Origin of the sequence: Streptomyces sp. B3I8, assembly GCF_030816915.1 — a bacterium.
GTDB lineage: Bacteria > Actinomycetota > Actinomycetes > Streptomycetales > Streptomycetaceae > Streptomyces.
The window spans coordinates 6284288-6303311 of record NZ_JAUSYN010000002.1 but is presented as its reverse complement, the minus strand read 5'-3'; the positions used below and the strand labels follow the sequence as shown (position 1 = coordinate 6303311).

Sequence of the window (19024 nt, the reverse complement as noted above, 5' to 3'; positions counted from 1 at the left end):
CGGGGGCGTCGGTGTCCGCAATGACGAGTACCCCACCTTTCCTGCCATGGGTCTCGAGGGTGTTCCGGTGTCGTTCCGGCATCCGGCGCCCACCGGCTTCCATGCCGTACTGACCAGTCGGTAACCTCCGGGCATGACCTCTTCTCTGCCGGAGCGCGCCGGGCGGCGCTGCCACAACCGGCTCAACCCGCTGCACTCCACGCACTACTTCTCACCGGACCTGGGGCGGGAGCTGGCCGCGGTGGGCATCGGGGATCCGACGGCCGCCTATCTCGCCGCGCGGGCGGCGGCCATGGGTGCGGTGGGCGCCGGGGTGGTGACCGCCGCGTTCTACAACTTCCGTCCCGAGCTGGTCGCGCGGCACGTGCCCGCCGTCTGGGAGGCCGCCTCCCCCGCCGTGGTGCTGGCGGCACGCGCGCGTGCCGTCGACGCGACGCTGCGACGGCTGCTGGGCGAGGAGGTGCGCACCACGAAGGAGGTGGCCGAGGCGGCGGAGCTGGCGCTGCGGGCCGCGGAGGCGTGCACGCCGGTCGCACGCCCCCTGTACGCGGCGCACGCCGGGCTGCCGGTGCCCGAGGAGCCGCACCTCGCGCTGTGGCACGCGGCGACACTGCTGCGCGAGCACCGGGGCGACGGCCATCTGGCGGTGCTGCTGGCCGCGGAGCTGGACCCGGTCGAGGCCCTGGTCAGCCATACGGCGACCGGCAAGGGCATGACGCCGAAGTGGGCGCTGGGCACGCGGGGCTGGAAGCGGGAGGAATGGCACGCGGCGGCGGAGCGGCTGCGGGGGCGCGGGCTGCTGGACGGGGACGGCGAGCTGACGGCGGCCGGGGTCGCGCTGCGGGGAGAGGTCGAGGCGGAGACGGACCGGCTGGACCGGGCGCCGTACGAGCACCTCGGGGCGGCGGGGGTGGAGCGGTTGACCGAGGTGGCCGGGGAGTTGGCCGGGCGGGCGCTGGCGGCGGGGGCGTTTCCGGCGGGCATGGTCGGGAGGGGGTGAGGGTACCCGGAAGTCCTCCGGCGGGCCTGCCGGAAGACGAGAGGGGACGTGCTGTGTTCCGAGCGATCGCGGATGTGTTGCGGCAGATCGGTGGAGCGGTGGCGACCGTGGTGACGTTGCCGTTCCGGGCGGTGGCGCGGTTGTTCGGGGGCGCGTCCAGTAGTACGCGGGGGGCTTGAGCGGGGGTGCGTACGGGTTCGGCCGGTTCTTTTCGCCCCCGCCGCCCTTGCCCTTCCCGTCCCTCAAGGGGCTCGCCCCTCGGACCCCGGGGGTGCGTGATCGGCTGACCGCCGGTGACGGGCTGCTCGCGCCCGCGCGGCGGTAGTCGCACAGTGACACAGCCCCGCGCCCCTTTCGGGGCGCTGTCAGTGGCGCCTGACAGAATTGCCGCGCAAGCCGGGATCTGAGAAGGCGGTACGGGACGTGACGACAGCCGGGGCCACTGGGGCAGGGTCGATCGAGGGCAGGATCGCCGAGGAGCTCGGCGTGCGGGAGCGGCAGGTGAAGGCCGCGGTGGAACTGCTCGACAGCGGTTCGACCGTGCCGTTCATCGCCCGCTACCGCAAGGAAGCCACCGAGATGCTCGACGACGCGCAACTGCGCACGCTCGAGGAGCGGCTGCGGTATCTGCGCGAGCTGGAGGAGCGGCGCACCGCGGTCCTGGAGTCGGTGCGTGAGCAGGGGAAACTCACCGACGACCTCCGGGCGCGCATCCTCGGCGCCGAGACCAAGGCGCGGCTGGAGGACATCTACCTCCCGTACAAGCCGAAGCGCCGCACCAAGGCGCAGATCGCCCGCGAGGCGGGTCTGGAGCCGCTGGCGGAGGGGCTGCTCGGGGATCCGTCGGTCGAGCCGCTCGCCGCGGCCACCGCGTTCGTGGACGCGGACAAGGGTGTCGCCGATCCGCAGGCCGCGCTGGACGGCGCCCGGGCGATCCTGACCGAGCGGTTCTCCGAGGACGCCGACCTCATCGGCGAGCTGCGCGAGCGCATGTGGGTGCGCGGCCGGCTGACCGCCAAGGTGCGGGACGGCAAGGAGGAGGCGGGCGCCAAGTTCGCCGACTACTTCGACTTCGCCGAGCCGTTCACGGAGCTGCCCTCGCACCGGATCCTGGCGATGCTGCGTGGCGAGAAGGAGGAGGTCCTCGATCTCGTCCTGGAGCCGGAGGAGCCCGCCGGGACCCCTTCGGCGCCGTCGTCGTACGAGGGCATCGTCGCGTCGCGGTTCGGGATCGCCGACCATGGCCGGCCCGCCGACAAGTGGCTGAAGGACACCGTCCGTTGGGCCTGGCGCACACGCATCCTCGTGCACCTCGGCATCGACCTGCGGCTGCGGCTGCGGACGGCCGCCGAGGACGAGGCGGTACGGGTCTTCGCGGCCAACCTGCGCGATCTGCTGCTCGCCGCCCCGGCCGGCACCCGCGCCACGCTGGGTCTGGACCCCGGGTTCCGTACGGGCGTGAAGGTGGCGGTGGTGGACGCGACGGGCAAGGTGGTCGCGACCGACGTCATCCACCCGCACGTGCCGGCCAACCGCTGGGACGAGGCGCTGGCGAAACTGGCGCGGCTCGCGAAGAGCCACGCGGTCGAGCTGATCGCGATCGGCAACGGCACGGCGTCCCGCGAGACCGACAAGCTCGCCGGTGAACTGATCGCCAAGCACCCGGAGTTGAACCTCACGAAGGTGATGGTGTCGGAGGCGGGCGCGTCGGTGTACTCGGCGTCGGCCTTCGCCTCGCAGGAGCTGCCGGACATGGACGTGTCGCTGCGCGGCGCCGTCTCCATCGCGCGCCGGCTGCAGGACCCGCTGGCCGAGCTGGTGAAGATCGACCCCAAGTCGATCGGCGTCGGCCAGTACCAGCACGACCTGTCCGAGGTGAAGTTGTCGCGGTCGCTGGACGCGGTGGTGGAGGACTGTGTGAACGGCGTGGGCGTGGACGTCAACACGGCCTCCGCGCCGCTGCTGGCCCGCGTCTCCGGCATCACCTCCGGCCTCGCCGAGAACATCGTCACGCACCGCGACACCAACGGCCCGTTCACCTCCCGCGCGCAGCTCAAGAACGTGGCGCGGCTCGGCCCGAAGGCGTACGAGCAGTGCGCGGGCTTCCTGCGCATCCGCGGCGGCCAGGACCCGCTGGACGCGTCCAGCGTGCACCCGGAGGCGTACCCCGTGGTGCGGCGGATGGTGAAGACGGTGGGCAGCGAGGTGGCCGCGCTGATCGGCAACACGGGCGTACTGCGGTCGCTGCGGCCGCAGGAGTTCGTCGACGACACGTTCGGTCTGCCGACGGTGACCGACATCCTCAAGGAGCTGGAGAAGCCGGGCCGCGACCCCCGCCCGGCCTTCAGGACGGCCGTCTTCAAGGACGGTGTGGAGAAGATCTCCGACCTGTCCTCCGGGATGGTCCTGGAGGGTGTGGTGACGAACGTGGCGGCGTTCGGGGCGTTCGTGGACGTCGGTGTGCACCAGGACGGTCTGGTGCACGTGTCGGCGATGTCGAAGACGTTCGTGAAGGACCCGCGGGACGTGGTGAAGCCCGGCGACATCGTGAAGGTGAAGGTGCTGGACATCGACATCCCGCGCAAGCGGATCGCGTTGACGCTGCGGCTGGACGACGAGGCGGGGGCGGCCGCGTCGGGCGCGGGCGGCGGACGCCCTCAGCGGAGTGGCGGGCGGGCGCCGCAGCCGCGTCAGGGGGGCGGCGGGCGCGGTGCCGGCCGCGGGGCCGGTGCCGGTGCTTCCCGGCAGGCGCCTGCCCCGGCCAACAGTGCGATGGCGGATGCCTTGCGGCGGGCCGGGCTCGCGAACCCCAAGGGGCGGTGACCGCAGGGGGGTGACCTCAGGGGGTTCCGCCCCCGCCGCCCCTTCCCGTCCCGACCCCCAGGGGGGTCCACCCCCGGGCCCCCCAAAAAGATGCGCGGTTCCCCGCGCCCCTGTCAGGGGCGCGGGAGACCGGGTGACGGCCGGATGGCGATCGTGTGGCGAGGGGGGCCATGGACATGACTGTGCGGGTGGGGCTGAATACGCTCCGAAGGGTTTCACCGGATCACCCCCACCCCTTGGAGTTCCCGTGCACCGCAGACTCATCGTTCCGGGCGCGCTCGCGGCCGCCTCCCTGCTGCTGGCGATCCCGGCATCGGCGGCCGGCGCCTCACCCGGGGCGCCGGGCATCGGCGACCCGTACTACCCGTACTACGGCAACGGCGGCTACGACGTCTCCCACTACGACCTGCGGCTGACGTACCGGCCCACGACCGACGAGCTGTCCGGCACAGCGACGATCCAGGCCCGGACGACCCAGGACCTCTCCCGGTTCGACCTCGACTTCCTGCTGGACGTGAGCGAGGTGCGCGTCAACGGCGCGAAGGCGCGGTTCACCACCTCCGGCGAGCACGAGCTGGAGATCACGCCGAGGAGCCCACTGGCCGCGGGCACGCCCGTGACCGTCGTCGTCCGCTACAGCGGCGTGCCGTCGACGAAGAGCGCGTACGGCTTCACGACCTGGCACCGCACCCCGGACGGCGCGGTCGCGGCGGACGAGCCGGAGTCGGCGTGGTGGTGGTTCCCGAGCAACGACCACCCCAGCGACAAGGCCACCTACGACGTCTCGGTCGCCGTGCCCGACGGTACCCAGGCGATCTCCAACGGCACACTGCAGTCGACGAGTTCGCAGCGCGGCTGGACCCGCTACAACTGGCGGCAGAACAAACCCCAGGCCACATATCTGGCCACTCTCGCGCTCGGCCGCTTCGACATCACCACGGGCACCTCCGACGGCGGTGTCCCCGTCGTCAACGCCTACAGCAAGGACCTCGGCGACAACGACGGGGCGGCGCGGGCGAGCGTCGAGCGGACCGGGGAGATCGTCGACTGGCTGAGCGGCTACCTCGGCCCGTACCCGTTCTCCTCCGCCGGTGGGTACGTGCCGAACACGACGACCGGGTACGCGCTGGAGACCCAGACGCGGGTCTACTACTCCCCCAAGCAGTTCGCGAACGGGTCCAACACCTCGGTCGTGGTGCACGAGCTGGCCCACCAGTGGTACGGCGACGACGTGTCGCTCGCCGGGTGGAAGGACATCTGGCTGAACGAGGGCTTCGCCCGGTACGCGCAGTGGCTGTGGTCGGAGCACGAGGGCGAGGGGACGGCCCAGGAACTGGCCGACTACACGTACGCGTCGCATCCGGCCGACGATCCGTTCTGGACGGTCGCGCCCGGGGACCCGGGACCCGAGAACCAGTTCGACACGGCGGTGTACGACCGCGGGGCGCTGGCGGTGCAGGCGTTGCGGAACACGGTGGGCGACGAGGCCTTCTTCACGATCCTGAAGGGGTGGCCGACGGCACGGGCGTACGGGAACGCGTCGGTGGACGACTTCCGGCGGTACGCGGAAGGGGTGACCGGCCGGTCGCTGAAGGCGCTGTTCGACACCTGGCTGTACGACACGGTGAGGCCGGCGGAGCGGGCGGTGTCGGCGCAGGCGGTACGGACGGTGGCGCCGGCGCGCCCCAAGTCGTGGACGAAGATCCAGGCGACGAACGACGTGCACGCCCGGTAGTTCTTCTCGCCCCCGCCGCCCCTGCCCGTCCCGTCCTCTGGGGGTGCTGCCCCTCGGCCCCCGAACGCGCGGGTGCGTCGCGTGGTTGCTCGCGCCCACGCGGCGGAGCCGCATGTCGACACAACCCCCGCGCCCCTGAAACGGGGCGCGGGGAACCGCGCGATCCTTTCGGGGTCCGGGGGCGGAGCCCCGGACCCTCACCTCTCGTCCGCGAACCGTTCCCCCCGCTCGGCCTTCCGCACCAGCAGCGCCGGCGGTGCGAACCGCTCCCCGTATCGCTCCGCCAGCTCCCGCGCCCGCGCGACGAACCCCGGCAGCCCGCCCTCGTAGCCGTTGATGTACTGCAGCACGCCGCCCGTCCACCCCGGGAACCCGATCCCGAAGACGGACCCGATGTTCGCGTCGGCGACCGATGTCAGCACGCCCTCCTCCACCAGCCGCACGGTGTCCAGCGCCTCCGCGAACAGCATGCGTTCCTGCATGTCGCGGAACGGGATCTCGCGCCCCGGCTCGGTGAAGTGCTCGCGCAGCCCGGGCCACAGGGCACCGCGCCGCCCGTCCTCGTCGTACTCGTAGAAGCCCGCGCCGCCACTGCGACCGGTCCGGCCGAACTCGTCGACCATGCGGTCGACGACGGCCTCGGCGGGGTGCGCGGTCCAGGTGCCGCCCGCCTCCTCCACCGCCCGTCGCGTCTCGGTGCGGATCTTGCGCGGGAGGGTGAGTGTGAGTTCGTCCATCAGGGAGAGCACCTTCGCCGGGTAGCCGGCCTGCGCCGCGGCCTGTTCGACCGACGCCGGTTCGATGCCCTCGCCGACCATCGCCACGCCCTCGTCGAGGAAGTGGCCGATGACGCGCGAGGTGAAGAAGCCGCGCGAGTCGTTGACGACGATCGGCGTCTTGTTGATCTGCCGGACCAGGTCGAAGGCGCGGGCCAGCGTCTCGTCGCCGGTGCGCTCGCCCTTGATGATCTCGACGAGTGGCATCTTGTCGACGGGCGAGAAGAAGTGCAGCCCGATGAAGTCGCCCTGGCGTTCGACGCCCTCGGCGAGTGCGGTGATGGGGAGCGTGGAGGTGTTGGAGCAGAGCAGCGCGTCGGGGGCGACGACCTGCTCGACCTCCTGGAACACCTTGTGCTTGAGCGAGGTGTCCTCGAACACCGCCTCGATCACCGCGTCGCAGCCCGCGAGGTCGGCCGCCTCTGCGGTGGGCGTGATCCGGGCGAGCAGCGCGTCGGCCTTGTCCTGGGTGGTACGGCCGCGCGAGACGGCCTTGGCGCACAGCTTCTCGCTGTACCCCTTGCCCTTGACGGCGGCCTCCAGGGACACGTCCTTCAGCAGCACCTCGATGCCCGCGCGGGCGCAGGAGTAGGCGATCCCGGCGCCCATCATCCCGGCGCCGAGGACGGCGACCCGCCGCACCTCGCGCCTGGCCACGTCCTTCGGGCGGCCGGCGCCGGAGTTGACGGCCTGGAGGTCGAAGAAGAACGCCTGGATCATGTTCTTGGCCGTCTGCCCGGCCGCCAGCTCGACGAAGTACCGGGACTCGATGACCTGCGCGGTCTCGAAGTCGACCTGGGAGCCCTCGACCGCGGCGGCCATGATGTTGCGCGGCGCCGGGTAGGGCGCGCCGCCCGTCTGCTTGCGCAGGTTGGCCGGGAAGGCCGGCAGGTTGGCCGCGAACTTCGGGTTGGCGGGGGTGCCGCCGGGGATGCGGTACCCCGGCCTGTCCCAGGGCTGGGCGGACTCGGGGTGGGCGTCGATGAAGGCGCGGGCCCTGGCGAGCATGTCCTCGGGGCTGTCGGCGACCTCGTCGACCAGGCCGTTCTCCTGGGCGCGGCGCGGGGCGTACTGGGTGCCCTGGAGGAGGACCTTCAGCAGCGCGTCGGCGATGCCGAGCATCCTGACCGTACGGACGACGCCGCCGCCCCCGGGGAGCAGGCCGAGGGTGACCTCGGGGCAGCCGATGCGGGAGCCGGGGGCGTCGAGGGCGACGCGGTGGTGGCAGGCGAGGGCGATCTCGTAACCGCCGCCGAGCGCCGCGCCGCCCAGCGCGGCGACGACCGGCTTGCCGAGGGTCTCGATGCGGCGCAGGTTCCTCTTGATCGCCATGCCGGCGTCGAACAGTTCCTGGGCGGTCTCGGGCGTGACACGGATGAGGTCGCGCAGGTCGCCGCCGGCGAAGAACGTCTTCTTGGCGGAGGTGATGACGACGCCGCGGATCGCGTCCTTCTCCGCCTCCAGGCGGTCGGTGACCACGGCCAGGGACTCGCGGAACGCCTGGTTCATGGTGTTCGCGGACTGGGCGGGGTCGTCGAGGACGAGGGTGACGATGCCGGTGTCGTCCTGCTCCCAGCGGATGGTGGTGGCTTCGGTGGTCATGAGGGGGCGCTCCAGGGGATCTGGATCAGGGAATCGGCGGATCGGCGGATCGGGGGGCCGGGGGCCGGGGGGCCAGGGGTGCGTGGACTCGGGGGGGGTCAGACGCGCTCGACGACGGTGGCGATGCCCATGCCGCCGCCCACGCAGAGTGTGGCGAGGCCGTACCGCTTGTCCTGGCGCTCCAGTTCGTCGACGAGGGTGCCGAGGATCATGGCGCCGGTGGCGCCGAGCGGGTGACCGAGCGCGATGGCGCCGCCGTTGACGTTGACCTTGTCCAGCGACAGGCCCATGTCCTTGACGAAGCGGAGCACGACGGCCGCGAACGCCTCGTTGATCTCGACGAGGTCGATGTCGTCGATGGTCAGCCCGGCGCGGGCGAGCGCCTTGCGGGTGGCGGGGGCCGGCCCCGTGAGCATGATGGTGGGTTCGGAGCCGGAGACCGCGGCGGAGACGATCCGGGCGCGCGGGGTGAGGCCGTACCGCTCGCCGATCTCCTTGGAGCCGATCGCGACGAGTGCCGAACCGTCCACGATGCCGGAGGAGTTGCCCGCGTGGTGGACGTGGTCGATCTTCTCCACCCAGTGGTACTTCTGCAGCGCGACGGCGTCGAAGCCGCCGAGGTCGCCGATGTCGGCGAAGGACGGCTTCAGCTTGGCGAGGGAGTCGGCGGTGGTGCCGGGGCGCGGGTGCTCGTCGTGGTCGAGGACGGTGAGCCCGGCGCGGTCCTTGACCGGGACGACGGACCGCTCGAAGCGGCCCTCCTTCCAGGCGGTGGCGGCACGCTCCTGGGAGAGGGCCGCGTACTCGTCCACGTCGCGCCGCGAGAAGCCCTCGATCGTGGCGATGAGGTCGGCTCCGATGCCCTGCGGGACGAAGCCGGTGGCGAGGTTGGTCATCGGGTCGGCGAACCAGGCGCCGCCGTCGGAGGCCATCGGCACCCGGGACATCGACTCCACGCCGCCCGCGAGCACCAGGTCCTCCCAGCCGGAACGCACCTTGGCGGCGGCCATGTTGACCGCTTCGAGCCCGGAGGCACAGAAGCGGTTCTCCTGGACGCCGGCCACGGTGTCGGGCAGTCCGGCGGCGATCGCGGCGATCCGGGCGATGTCGGAGCCCTGATCGCCGACCGGGCCGACGACGCCGAGGACGATGTCGTCGACGGCGGCCGGGTCCAGTCCGGGGAAGCGGGCGCGGAGTTCGTGGATGAGGCCGGTGACGAGGTCGATGGGCTTGGTGCCGTGCAGGGCTCCGTCGGCCTTGCCACGGCCGCGCGGGGTGCGGATCGCGTCGTAGACGTACGCTTCGGTGCTCACGGGCGGACCTTTCGGGTGGCGTGCGGGGCGTCGGGGGTTGCGGGGCCGGGGGTGCGGGGGCCGGGGCCCCTGGTCCGGGGGTCGTCGTCAGGCGTGCGGGGGGCGTGGTGCGGCGGTGTCGGTGACGAGGTGCGGCAGGTTCCAGTCTCTGGCGACGGTCGCCGCGTCGGCACCCGGCCGCGCGGGACCGCCGCGGACGGTCGTGGGGGTCACGGAGAAGCGGGGCGCGGGGGCCGGCTGGGTGAGGCCGCCGTGGTCGGTGAAGGTACCGCGCGCGGCGAGGTGCGGGTCGGCCGGTGCCTCGCGCAGCGACAGGACGGGGGCCACGCAGGCGTCGGAGCCGGCGAAGACCGCCGTCCATTCGGCGCGCGTACGGGTGCGGAAGCGGGCGGCGACGGCGGCCCGCAGCTCCGGCCATCGGGCCGGGTCGTCGCGCGGCGGGAGCGGCTCCTTCGCGCCGAGGAGAGCGGTGAACTCGTCGTAGAACCGCTCCTCCAGGGCGCCGACGGCCATGTGGCGGCCGTCGGAGGTCTCGTAGGTGCCGTAGAAACGGGCAGCCGCCGTCGAGGAGGTTGGCGCCGCGCCGGTCCTGCCAGGCGCCGGCGGCGAGCATGCCGTGCAGCATCGCGGTGAGGTGGGCGGTGCCGTCGACGATGGCGGCGTCCACGACCTGGCCGGTGCCGGTGGCGCGGGCGTGGTGCAGTGCGGCGAGGGCGCCGACGACGAGGTAGAGAGCGCCGCCCGCGTAGTCACCGAGGAGGTTGGCGGGGGCGACGGGCGGGCGGTCGGGGTCGCCGGTCATGCCGAGGGCGCCGGTGCGGGCGAGGTAGGTGATGTCGTGGCCGGCGCGGTCGGCGAGGGGGCCGTCCTGACCCCAGCCGGTCATCCGGCCGTAGACCAGGCGGGGGTTGCGGGCGTGGCAGTCGGCGGGGCCGACGCCGAGCCGCTCGGCGACGCCGGGGCGGTAGCCCTCCAGCAGGATGTCGGCGCGTTCGGCCAGGCCCAGGACGCGGGCGGGGCCGTCGGGAGACTTCAGGTCGAGGACGACGGAGCGCTTGTTCCGGTTGGTGACGTCGAGGGCGGGGTCGATGCCGAGGCCGGGGCCGGTGGGGCGGTCCACGCGGACGACGTCCGCGCCGAGGTCGGCGAGGAGCATGGCGGCGAAGGGGGCGGGGCCGATGCCGGCGAGTTCCACGACCCGGGTGCCGGTGAGGGGGCCGGGGGTGGGGGTCCTTGTGTGCGGGGCGTCGGTGAGGTGTGGGGGTGCGGGTGGTGTCGTTGCCTCTGGCATCGGGGTCCCCTGGAGCGAGCAAGCGCTTGGTTATGCGGTTGGTGGGTCCAGGGTAGGTCACGGGGGGCGATTTTTCTCGCCCCCGCCGCCCTTGCCTTTCCCGTCCGGGGGCTCAGCACCCGGACCCCCGGAAGATGCGTCCACACGGCGGAGCCGCACATCGATACGGTCCCGCACCCGTCATGGAGCAGTCGCCGCCTTCAGTGCCTTGCGGCACAGTGCGTCCGCTCCGCGTGTCGTCTCCGGGAGGCGGTGGGCCGGGGTCAGGGCCAGCGTGTGGGCGCAGGCGTTGGCGAGGGTCACGCGGTGGCCCGTGGAGACGAAGACCGGCTTGACGTCGGTACGTGTGCGCAGGGCGCGGCCGACCTCCTCCGTGCCGTCGGCGAGGAGCGGGCTGCTGCTGCCGCGCGGGGCGGCCGGGGTGTCGTAGGTGAAGGTGAACGGGTTCTTCGCGACGCCGATGACGGGGAGGCCGGTGAGGACGCCGAGGTGGCTGGCGAGGCCGAAGCGGCGGGGGTGGGCGAGACCGTAGCCGTCGCAGACGACCAGGCCGGGGTCGCACGCCAGTGCCTCCAGCGCGGCCAGCACCGCGGGGATCTCACGGAACGCCAGCAGGCCGGGCACATACGGGAAGGAGACCTCGCCGACGGCGGTGGCCTCGGCGACCGGTTCCAGCGTGGCCGCGTAGAGGACGACGGCCGCCGCGGCGACCACGTTCCGCGCGTCGTCGTAGGCGACGTCCACACCCGTCACCCTGCCGGTTCCCGGCGGCGGTCCGGGCTCGTCAAGGATCACCCTGCCGCGCAGCGCGTCCTGGACGGCGAGGGCCTCTTCCTCGGTGGCGGGCGTGGGCGGGCCCGCGGGGATGCGTACGCTCGTCATGGTGGTGACGAGGGTACGGGCCCCGCGGGCCGCTTCACTTGCCGAGGGCCCGCTGGAGCTGCGCCTTGTTCATGTCCGAACGGCCGTGCAGGTTCTTCTTCTTGGCCTCTTCGTAGAGCTGGTCGTACGTCGGCCCCTGCGACCCCTTGCCGGAGCGCTGTCCGCCGCGCTTGCCGGACGACATGTCCTCGGTCGAGGTCCTGCTCCTCTGCCTGGCCTCGCCCGACCGGGCACGCTCCTTGTTCACCGTGCGCGAGGCGATCTCCTTCGCGCGTCCGGTGCTCTCGCCGCGGTCCTCGGCGCTCTTCTTGATGTGCTCGTACTGGCGTTCACGCTTCGGGCTCGACCCGCTGGGCATGGACGGTCACTTCCTCTCGGGACACGGTGACGACCGGGTACCCCTCATCGCCCAGGCAAGCACCACGCGTGCCGGGCCGCGCGGCCACTACTCCGGTCGGGCGGGAACCGGGAGGCGCCGGGCGGTGTCCTTTCGAGGTGTCACGGCGTCCGTGAACGAGGCGTGGACAAGGTGTGGATCATCACGCGCCGCGTTCACCCCGGTGATTGGACTCGGTGACAGAGGTCACTCGCATCTCGTGTGCACGGAACTGCCGGTTCCGGCGTCTTTTCGGTCGACGGGTTCCGGCCACCGGGAGTCCGTCCAGCCCACCACAAGGGAGCAAGGCGATGTCCACCGTCATAGAGCAGCCCGTCGAGGCACGCCTGGTCGCCGCCGCACCTCGGATGTCGAGCATCCCGGCCGCCCTCCACTACGACCGTGCCGACCCGTTCGCGGTCCGCATGACCTTCCCCGCGCCGGCGACGCTGGAGGGTGTCGACGTGAGCTGGACGTTCGCGCGGGAGTTGCTCGCGGCGGGCCTGGAGGAACCGGAGGGGGACGGTGATGTCCGGGTGCGGCCGTACGGGTACGACAGGACGGTGCTGGAGTTCCATGCGCCCGAGGGCACGGCCGTGATCCATGTGCACTCGCGTGATGTGCGGAGTTTTCTGCGGCGGGCGGCGGAGTTGGTGCCGGTGGGGCTGGAGCATCTCCAGTTCGACCTGGACCGTGATCTCGCGGAACTGATGCGGGACGCGTGAGGTGTGCGGACGGGGGGCGGCATGTCTCCTCGCTCCCGCCGCCCCTGCCCTTCCCGTCCCCCTGGGGGGCTCCGCCCCCCGGGCCCCTTACAGGATCGCGCGGTTCCCCGCGCCCCTTCTCGCCTCCACCGCCGTCGCCAGGCTCTCGAGAATCTCCTTCGCCACCCTCCCTGCCGTGAGTGCTTCCGCGCGGGCGAGGGCGGCCTCGGAGGGCCGGGAAGGGACGCCCGCCGTCGCCGCCAGTGCGGCAAGAGCCCCGTCCGTCGGCGGGGGGCCGGCCGGCGGTGGGCCGGACAGCAGTCCCCGAACCCGTTCCTGGAGCGCCGTCGCCTCCGCGACGGACACCAGTGTGTAGTCCACCGTCGGCAGGAAGCCCAGCGCCCGCCGCTTCCCGGGCCGCAGCAGTCCGTCGGCGGCCAGGCCGGCCCGCACCGCGTCGAGGGTGACGGAGGCGTGCGCGGTCACCCATTCCGCCCAGGTGCGCGGCCGGGACTCCCGGACCAGTTCGAGGAAGTCGTCGAGCGCGTCGTCCCCCGTGGTCGCGTCGAGGTCGACCGGGGTGACGATGCCGTCGACGTCGGTCAGCGGCCCGCGCCGCGCCAGTTCGGTGAGGGCGCCCGCCCGCACCAGGTACGGCAGCCGGTCGACGGCGACCGGTTCCCCCGTCGCCGTGTCCCAGGACAGCAGACAGAGGCGGGCGGGCAGGCTGAGGGAGCCATGGAGCACGTCGGCCTCCTGACGCTCGGGCGGGCCGCCGCCACCCGTTCGGGCGGGTCCGGCCCACGGTAATTCCGTTGACACCCCTGGTACCCGTTCCTACGGTGGACACCGGTTCTGTTGTCGTCGATCGGAGAAGGACGTTGCTCGTCTGAGGTTCTGGGACACCGCGCCGCACGCTCGTGGAGCCGTGCCGAGTCGAACTCGGCCGAACCGGGCAGTGTGCGCGTCCTGTGCGACCTCGTTCCACGAGCCGTCCCGTCGACGGAGGACCGTCTTCACTCCCCCTCCTCGCGGTGTCCCGCACGCGTGTTCATGATCCACCCTTCACACGCCCTGCGAGGCCGCATGCATACCTCTGTCACCGTGACGTCCCTGTCCTTCTCCTGGCCCGACGGCTCGCCCGTCCTCGACGGCCTCGACGCCGCGTTCGGCCCCGGCCGCACCGGACTCGTCGGCGTCAACGGCTCAGGGAAGTCGACCCTGTTGAAGCTGCTCGCCGGGGAGCTGACCCCCTCGGACGGCACCGTGCGCGTCACCGGCGAGGTCGGGTACCTGCCGCAGAACATCACGCTCGACACCTCCCTGCGCGTCGACGAGGCGCTCGGCATCGCCGACGTACGCGCCGCGCTGCACGCCATCGAGGCGGGCGACGTGGCCGAGGCGCACTTCACGGCCGTCGGCGACGACTGGGACGTGGAGGAGCGCGCGCTCGCGGTCCTCGGCGAGCTGAGCCTCGGCCACATCGGCCTGGACCGCACGCTCGGCGAGGTCTCCGGCGGCGAGTCGGTCCTGCTGCGGCTGGCCGCCCTGCTGCTGCGCCGCCCCGACGTGCTGCTCCTCGACGAGCCCACCAACAACCTCGACCTGCACGCCCGCCGCCGGCTGTACGAGGCGGTGGACGCGTGGTCCGGGCCGGGCGCGCTGGTGGTGGTCAGCCACGACCGCGAACTCCTCGACCGCGTCGACCAGATCGCCGACCTGCGCGCCGGCGGGCTCACCTGGTACGGCGGCAACCTCTCCGCGTACGAGGAGGCGCTCGCCGTCGAGCAGGACGCCGCCGCGCGGATGGTGCGCGTCGCGGAGTCGGACCTGCGCAAGCAGAAGCGCGAGCTCGTCGAGGCGCAGCAGAAGCTGGCCCGCCGCAAGCGGTACGGGCAGAAGATGTGGGACGCCAAGCGCGAGCCGAAGATCGTCATGGGGGCGCGCAAGCGGGCCGCGCAGGAGTCCGCGGGCAAGCACCGCATCCTGCACGAGGAGCGCCTTGCCGCGGCCCGGGAGCGGCTCGACGAGGCGGCGGACGCCGTCCGGGACGACGACGAGATCCGCGTCGAGCTGCCATACACCGCGGTGCCGCCGGGCCGGACCGTGCTCACCCTGCGCGATCTGCGGACGTCGTTCGGGGCGCTGTTGGAGGGCGGGCTCGATCTGCACGGACCCGAGCGGGTCGCGCTGATCGGGCGCAACGGCGCGGGAAAGACCACCCTGCTGCGGACGGTCGCGGGCGAGCTGCCGCCGGTGCGGGGCGAGGCGCGCGTCCATGTGCCCGTCCGGTTCCTGCCGCAGCGGCTCGACGTGCTGGACGACGCGCTGACGGTGGCCGAGAACGTGGCCCGGTTCGCGCCCGGCGCCACCGGCAACCGGATCCGGGCGCGACTGGCCCGCTTCCTGTTCCGGGGTGCCCGGGCCGACCGGACGGCGGGAACCCTGTCCGGCGGCGAACGGTTCCGCGCGGCTCTGGCGGCGCTGATGCTGGCCGAGCCCGCCCCGCAGCTCCTGCTGCTGGACGAGCCGACCAACAACCTCGACATGGCGAGCGTGCGGCAGCTCACCTCGGCCCTGGATTCCTACGAGGGCGCCCTCGTCATCGCCTCCCACGACCTGCCGTTCCTGGAGTCCGTCGGCATCACCCGGTGGCTGCTCCTGGACGGGGGCGCGCTGCGCGAGACGTCGGCCGAGGAGGTGGCGGCGGGCTGACCGGGAGCCGCCGGTTTCCCGGTGCGCGTGCGCGACACTCGCGCAGGGCGGTGCGCGTGCGGGAGACTCGCGCGTGACGGGAACCGTGCGGGTCACTCGCGGCCGACGGTACGCGTGCGGGAGACTCGTGACTCTCGGTACGTGCGGGAACCCCGGGCCAGGTCAGCGGCCTTTACAGCGTGCTTAACCTACGCTTGCGTAACCTACGGTTTCGTAGCCTACGAGCCCGTAGGTTACGGTGCCGTAGGTGCGGACCCACCGCTCGGGTCCGCGTGCACGCACGTTTTCCGTTCCCGTTCGTCCCCCTGGAGTGCCCCGTGACCGTTACCTCCCCCCTTCTCGGCAGCCCGTCCGCCGCCTGGACCGACGCGCGGCTGCTCTACGCGCTGGAGGAAGTGGTGGAGAGGGAACTGAACCGGCACTTGAAGGTCGCCAAGGACTGGATGCCGCACGAGTACGTGCCGTGGAGCGACGGACGCAACTTCCCCGGGTTCTTCGAGGACGGCGAGTCCTGGGAGAAGGGGCAGTCCAAGGTCACCGAGATCGGCCGCACCGCCCTCGTGGTCAACCTCCTCACGGAGGACAACCTCCCCAGCTACCACCACGAGATCGCCACCCTGTTCGGCCGGAACGGCGCCTGGGGAACCTGGGTGCACCGCTGGACGGCGGAGGAGGGCCGGCACGGCATCGTCATGCGTGACTACCTGCTCGCCTCGCGCGCGGTCGACCCGGACAAGCTGGAGCAGTTCCGGATGTCGCACATGAGCGAGGGCTTCGAGTCGGACAACGCGCACTCGATGCTCCACTCGATCGCGTACGTCGCCTTCCAGGAGCTCGCCACGCGCATCTCGCACCGCAACACCGGGCACCAGTCGGGCGACCCGGTGTGCGACCGTATGCTGGCCCGGATCGCGACGGACGAGAACCTGCACATGGTCTTCTACCGCAACCTGCTCAAGGCCGCGTTCGAGCTGGCCCCCGACCTGACGATGCGGGCGGTGCGGGACGTGGTGGTCGAGTTCCGCATGCCGGGCCACGGCATCCCCGGCTTCGAGCGGGCGGCGGCCCAGATGGCGATAGGAGAGGTGTACAACCTGCGCATCCACCACGACGACGTGCTCCAGCCGGTGCTGCGCCACCTGAAGGTGCTGCAGCTCGACGGCCTGGGCCCGGAGGGTCTGAAGGCCCAGCAGGAACTGGGCATGTTCCTGGGCGGCCTGGACGCGGAGGCGTCGAAGTTCGACGAGAAGCTGGCGGCCCGCAAGGCCCGCTTGGCGGCCCGCGCGGCGGGCTGACCCCGCCCGCAGGCCCGGGAGACCCGCAGGCCCGGGGAGGCCCGTACGGCCCGCAGTACCCGCAGTACCCGTATGACCCGCTGACCCGTGCGGCCCCGCGTCCTCTCCGGAGCGCGGGGCCGTGCGGGCGTGCGGGTACCGCGGGCGTGCGGGGTCGTGCTCAGCTCTCCTCCGCGCGTACCAGGCGCAGGCGCTCCTTCTCGGAGAGGCCGCCCCAGACACCGAAGCGTTCGTCGTGGCGGAGGGCGTAGTCGAGGCAGACGGAGCGCATCTCGCACATGCCGCAGATGCGTTTCGCCTCGCGCAGTGAGCTTCCCGGCTCGGGGAAGAAGAAGTCCGCCCCCGTCTGGGCGCAGAGGGCGCGCTGCTGCCAGGCGATGTCCGAGGTGGTCGACGGTTCCGAGTGCATGGGGGGATGCTGCCCGGAAGCGAAAAACGTTCGATCAACGGGGGATCAACGCGCGCGACTCCCGCGCGCCGGACGGGGTGCGGTGGCAGACTCGGCAGGGGGCCCGTCGAAGGACCGTGAGGACCGTGCGGAGGAGCCGGACATGCTCAGTACGCGTTACGTCAGCGGCGCACCGAACTGGCTGGACCTCGGCGCCCCCGACATCGACGGCGCCGCGGCCTTCTACGCCGCCCTCTTCGACTGGCAGTTCACCCCCGCCGGCGCCGGCGGCTACGGCTTCTTCCGGCTCACCGAGAAGACCGTCGCCGGCGGCATGCCGATCACCCCGGAGCAGGGCCCACCGTCGTGGAACGTGTACTTCCAGGTTCCGGACGCGGGTGCCACCGCGAAGGCGGTCGAGCAGGCGGGCGGCCGGATCCTGGTGCCGCCCGTGGACGTGATGGGCGAGGGCACGATGGCGGTCTTCGCCGACCGGGCGGGAGCGGCGTTCGGCGTCTGGCAGCCGGGCCGGCTGAAGGGGCTCGACGCGGCGGGCACGCTCGGCGCCCTGTGCTGGGTCGAGCTGCACACCGCGGACGTGCCCGCGTCGGCCGCGTTCTACCACCGGGTGTTCGGCTGGGAGGTCGAGGGCGTGCCCTGGCCCGGCGGTGACACGTACACGTGTGTGAACCCGGCGGAGGGCGGCGCGGGCGCCATGTTCGGCGGCCTGGTCGCGTCGGCCGACGACCCGGTGGCGGCGGGCGCGGACGCCGGGGCGGCCCCGGACGCGTACTGGCTGCCGTACTTCGCGGTGGCGGACGCGGACGCCGTGGTGGCCAGGGCGACGGACGGAGGCGGCGGGGTCCTCGTGCCGCCGGCGGACGTGCCGGACGTGGGCCGCCTCGCCCGGCTCACCGACCCTTACGGGGCACGGTTCGCGGTGCTCAGGCCCGCGCCGCGCCGGGGCTGACCGCAGCCCGCACGGAGCAGCCCCCAGCGGAGCAGCCCCCGCAGGGCTCACGCGGAGGCACGGCGCACCAGCGTGGTGGGCAGCACCATGCCGGCGGGCGCGCCCGCCGTCTCCGGTCCCGCACCCACGCCGCCGCCCGCGCCCGTACCGCCGGCTCCGACACCGCCGTCCAGCGTGCGCAGCAGCAGGCGGGCCATCAGGCGGCCCATCTCCTCGATGTCCTGGCGGACCGTGGTGAGCGGCGGGTCGGTCTGTTCGGCGACCGGCAGCATGTCGTCGAACCCGACGACCGCGACGTCCTCCGGCACCCGCCGCCCCGTCTCCCGCAGCACCCGCAGGGCCCCCGCGGCCGTCAGGTCGTTGGCGGCGAACACGGCATCCAGGTCGGGCCGTCGCTCCAGCAGCTCCCGCATGGCCCGCTCCCCGCCGGCGGGGGTGAAGTCGCCCTCCACCACCAGCCCGGGGTCGCCGTCGCCCATGACGTCCCGGAAACCCTCCAGCCGGTCCACGCCCGAGGTCTGGTCGAGGGCCCCGGCGATGTGCGCGACGCGGGTGCGGCCGAGGCCGAGAAGGTGGCGTACGGCCTCGCGGGCGCCGCCCCGGTTGTCGCTGTCGACGTAGGAGGTGTCGCCCGTCCCGCCGGTGTCGTCACCCCAGTCGGGCCGCCCGCCGAACACGGTGGGCACGCCGGCGCGGCGCACCAGGCCGGGAAGCGGGTCGTCGAGGTGCAGGGAGAAGACGAGCGCCCCGTCGACGTGGCCGCCGGCGAGGTAGCGGCCCACACGGGTGTGGTCCTCGCGGCCCTCGGTGAGCAGCAGGACGAGCTGGGAGTCGTGGGCGGTCAGTTCCTTGCTGATGCCGCGGAGCTGGACCGCGAAGAAGGGGTCGGCGAAAACCCTCGTCTCGGGCTCGGCGATGACGACGGCGACGGCGTCGTGCCGTTTGGTGACAAGGCTGCGGGCGGCCTGGTTGGGCACGTAGCCGAGTTCGTCGACGGCCCGGCGCACCCGCTCGGCGAGGCGTTCTCGTACACCGTCGCCGCCGTTGACGACCCGGGAGACGGTGGCCCGGGAGACACCGGCCAGCGCGGCCACCGCCTCCAGCGTGGGCCGCGGCGCGGTCTCGGTCACTCGGCACTCCTCCTCGGCAACTGC

15 protein-coding genes and 1 pseudogene are annotated in these 19024 nt (G+C 72.8%); 8 read left to right on the top strand and 8 right to left on the bottom strand.

Annotated features, from left to right (window positions below):
* Positions 1 to 133: 133 nt before the first annotated feature.
* From QFZ64_RS30150 to QFZ64_RS30135, 4 genes are all read left to right on the top strand, one after another.
* Entirely contained in the window at positions 134 to 1000 is an 867-nt protein-coding gene (locus QFZ64_RS30150) for a hypothetical protein (protein ID WP_307070625.1), read from the top strand.
* A 53-nt stretch (positions 1001 to 1053) separates the two neighbouring features.
* Positions 1054 to 1179 carry an LPFR motif small protein gene (locus QFZ64_RS30145; protein ID WP_307070624.1) on the top strand — a complete coding sequence of 42 codons (126 nt, stop codon included), beginning with the start codon at positions 1054 to 1056 and terminating at the stop codon, positions 1177 to 1179.
* 244 nt (positions 1180 to 1423) lie between these two features.
* A complete protein-coding gene (locus QFZ64_RS30140) occupies positions 1424 to 3823 on the top strand; it encodes a Tex family protein (protein ID WP_307070623.1) in 2400 nt (799 codons plus the stop codon).
* 247 nt (positions 3824 to 4070) lie between these two features.
* Positions 4071 to 5558, top strand: a complete 1488-nt coding sequence (locus tag QFZ64_RS30135) for a M1 family metallopeptidase (protein WP_307070622.1) — start codon at positions 4071 to 4073, stop codon at positions 5556 to 5558.
* Between the two features lie 197 nt (positions 5559 to 5755).
* Here the strand turns inward: QFZ64_RS30135 and QFZ64_RS30130 are convergent, their stop codons facing one another.
* The 5 genes and pseudogenes from QFZ64_RS30130 to QFZ64_RS30110 all read right to left on the bottom strand — a co-directional run bounded on the left by QFZ64_RS30130 (position 5756) and on the right by QFZ64_RS30110 (position 11780).
* Positions 5756 to 7936 carry a 3-hydroxyacyl-CoA dehydrogenase NAD-binding domain-containing protein gene (locus QFZ64_RS30130; protein WP_307070621.1) on the bottom strand — a complete coding sequence of 727 codons (2181 nt, stop codon included), beginning with the start codon at positions 7934 to 7936 and terminating at the stop codon, positions 5756 to 5758.
* A gap of 98 nt (positions 7937 to 8034) precedes the next feature.
* Positions 8035 to 9249: an acetyl-CoA C-acetyltransferase gene (locus tag QFZ64_RS30125; protein WP_307070620.1), complete on the bottom strand. Its 1215-nt coding sequence runs from the start codon at positions 9247 to 9249 to the stop codon at positions 8035 to 8037.
* An 87-nt stretch (positions 9250 to 9336) separates the two neighbouring features.
* A pseudogene (locus QFZ64_RS30120) lies at positions 9337 to 10540 on the bottom strand (CaiB/BaiF CoA transferase family protein).
* 180 nt (positions 10541 to 10720) lie between these two features.
* The gene (locus tag QFZ64_RS30115) at positions 10721 to 11422 is read right to left on the bottom strand and encodes an endonuclease V (protein WP_307070619.1); all 702 of its coding nucleotides are present in this window, start codon (positions 11420 to 11422) and stop codon (positions 10721 to 10723) included.
* Between the two features lie 34 nt (positions 11423 to 11456).
* Positions 11457 to 11780 carry a plasmid stabilization protein gene (locus QFZ64_RS30110; protein ID WP_307070618.1) on the bottom strand — a complete coding sequence of 108 codons (324 nt, stop codon included), beginning with the start codon at positions 11778 to 11780 and terminating at the stop codon, positions 11457 to 11459.
* Between the two features lie 329 nt (positions 11781 to 12109).
* Here QFZ64_RS30110 and QFZ64_RS30105 point away from each other — a divergent pair, with 329 nt between their 5' ends.
* On the top strand, positions 12110 to 12523 hold the full coding sequence (locus QFZ64_RS30105) for an SsgA family sporulation/cell division regulator (RefSeq protein WP_307070617.1): 414 nt from the start codon (positions 12110 to 12112) through the stop codon (positions 12521 to 12523).
* Positions 12524 to 12610: 87 nt separating this feature from the next.
* On the opposite strand, the gene QFZ64_RS30100 is transcribed toward QFZ64_RS30105, so the two are convergent.
* Positions 12611 to 13249 (bottom strand): GPP34 family phosphoprotein, encoded by a 639-nt coding sequence (locus QFZ64_RS30100; protein WP_307070616.1) that lies wholly within the window; start codon positions 13247 to 13249, stop codon positions 12611 to 12613.
* 339 nt (positions 13250 to 13588) lie between these two features.
* On the opposite strand from QFZ64_RS30100, the gene QFZ64_RS30095 reads away from it, so the two are divergent.
* Together QFZ64_RS30095 and QFZ64_RS30090 are read left to right on the top strand one after the other, a co-directional pair.
* Positions 13589 to 15217 carry an ABC-F family ATP-binding cassette domain-containing protein gene (locus tag QFZ64_RS30095; protein ID WP_307070615.1) on the top strand — a complete coding sequence of 543 codons (1629 nt, stop codon included), beginning with the start codon at positions 13589 to 13591 and terminating at the stop codon, positions 15215 to 15217.
* 317 nt (positions 15218 to 15534) lie between these two features.
* On the top strand, positions 15535 to 16512 hold the full coding sequence (locus QFZ64_RS30090) for an acyl-ACP desaturase (RefSeq protein WP_307070614.1): 978 nt from the start codon (positions 15535 to 15537) through the stop codon (positions 16510 to 16512).
* Positions 16513 to 16672: 160 nt separating this feature from the next.
* Here QFZ64_RS30090 and QFZ64_RS30085 read toward each other — a convergent pair whose 3' ends face one another.
* Positions 16673 to 16921: a WhiB family transcriptional regulator gene (locus QFZ64_RS30085; protein WP_307070613.1), complete on the bottom strand. Its 249-nt coding sequence runs from the start codon at positions 16919 to 16921 to the stop codon at positions 16673 to 16675.
* Positions 16922 to 17063: 142 nt separating this feature from the next.
* On the opposite strand from QFZ64_RS30085, the gene QFZ64_RS30080 reads away from it, so the two are divergent.
* Positions 17064 to 17870, top strand: coding sequence for a VOC family protein (locus QFZ64_RS30080; protein ID WP_307070612.1), 807 nt, complete (start codon positions 17064 to 17066; stop codon positions 17868 to 17870).
* Positions 17871 to 17917: 47 nt separating this feature from the next.
* On the opposite strand, the gene QFZ64_RS30075 is transcribed toward QFZ64_RS30080, so the two are convergent.
* The gene (locus QFZ64_RS30075; RefSeq protein WP_307070611.1) at positions 17918 to 19000 is read right to left on the bottom strand and encodes a LacI family DNA-binding transcriptional regulator; all 1083 of its coding nucleotides are present in this window, start codon (positions 18998 to 19000) and stop codon (positions 17918 to 17920) included.
* Positions 19001 to 19024: the final 24 nt, after the last annotated feature.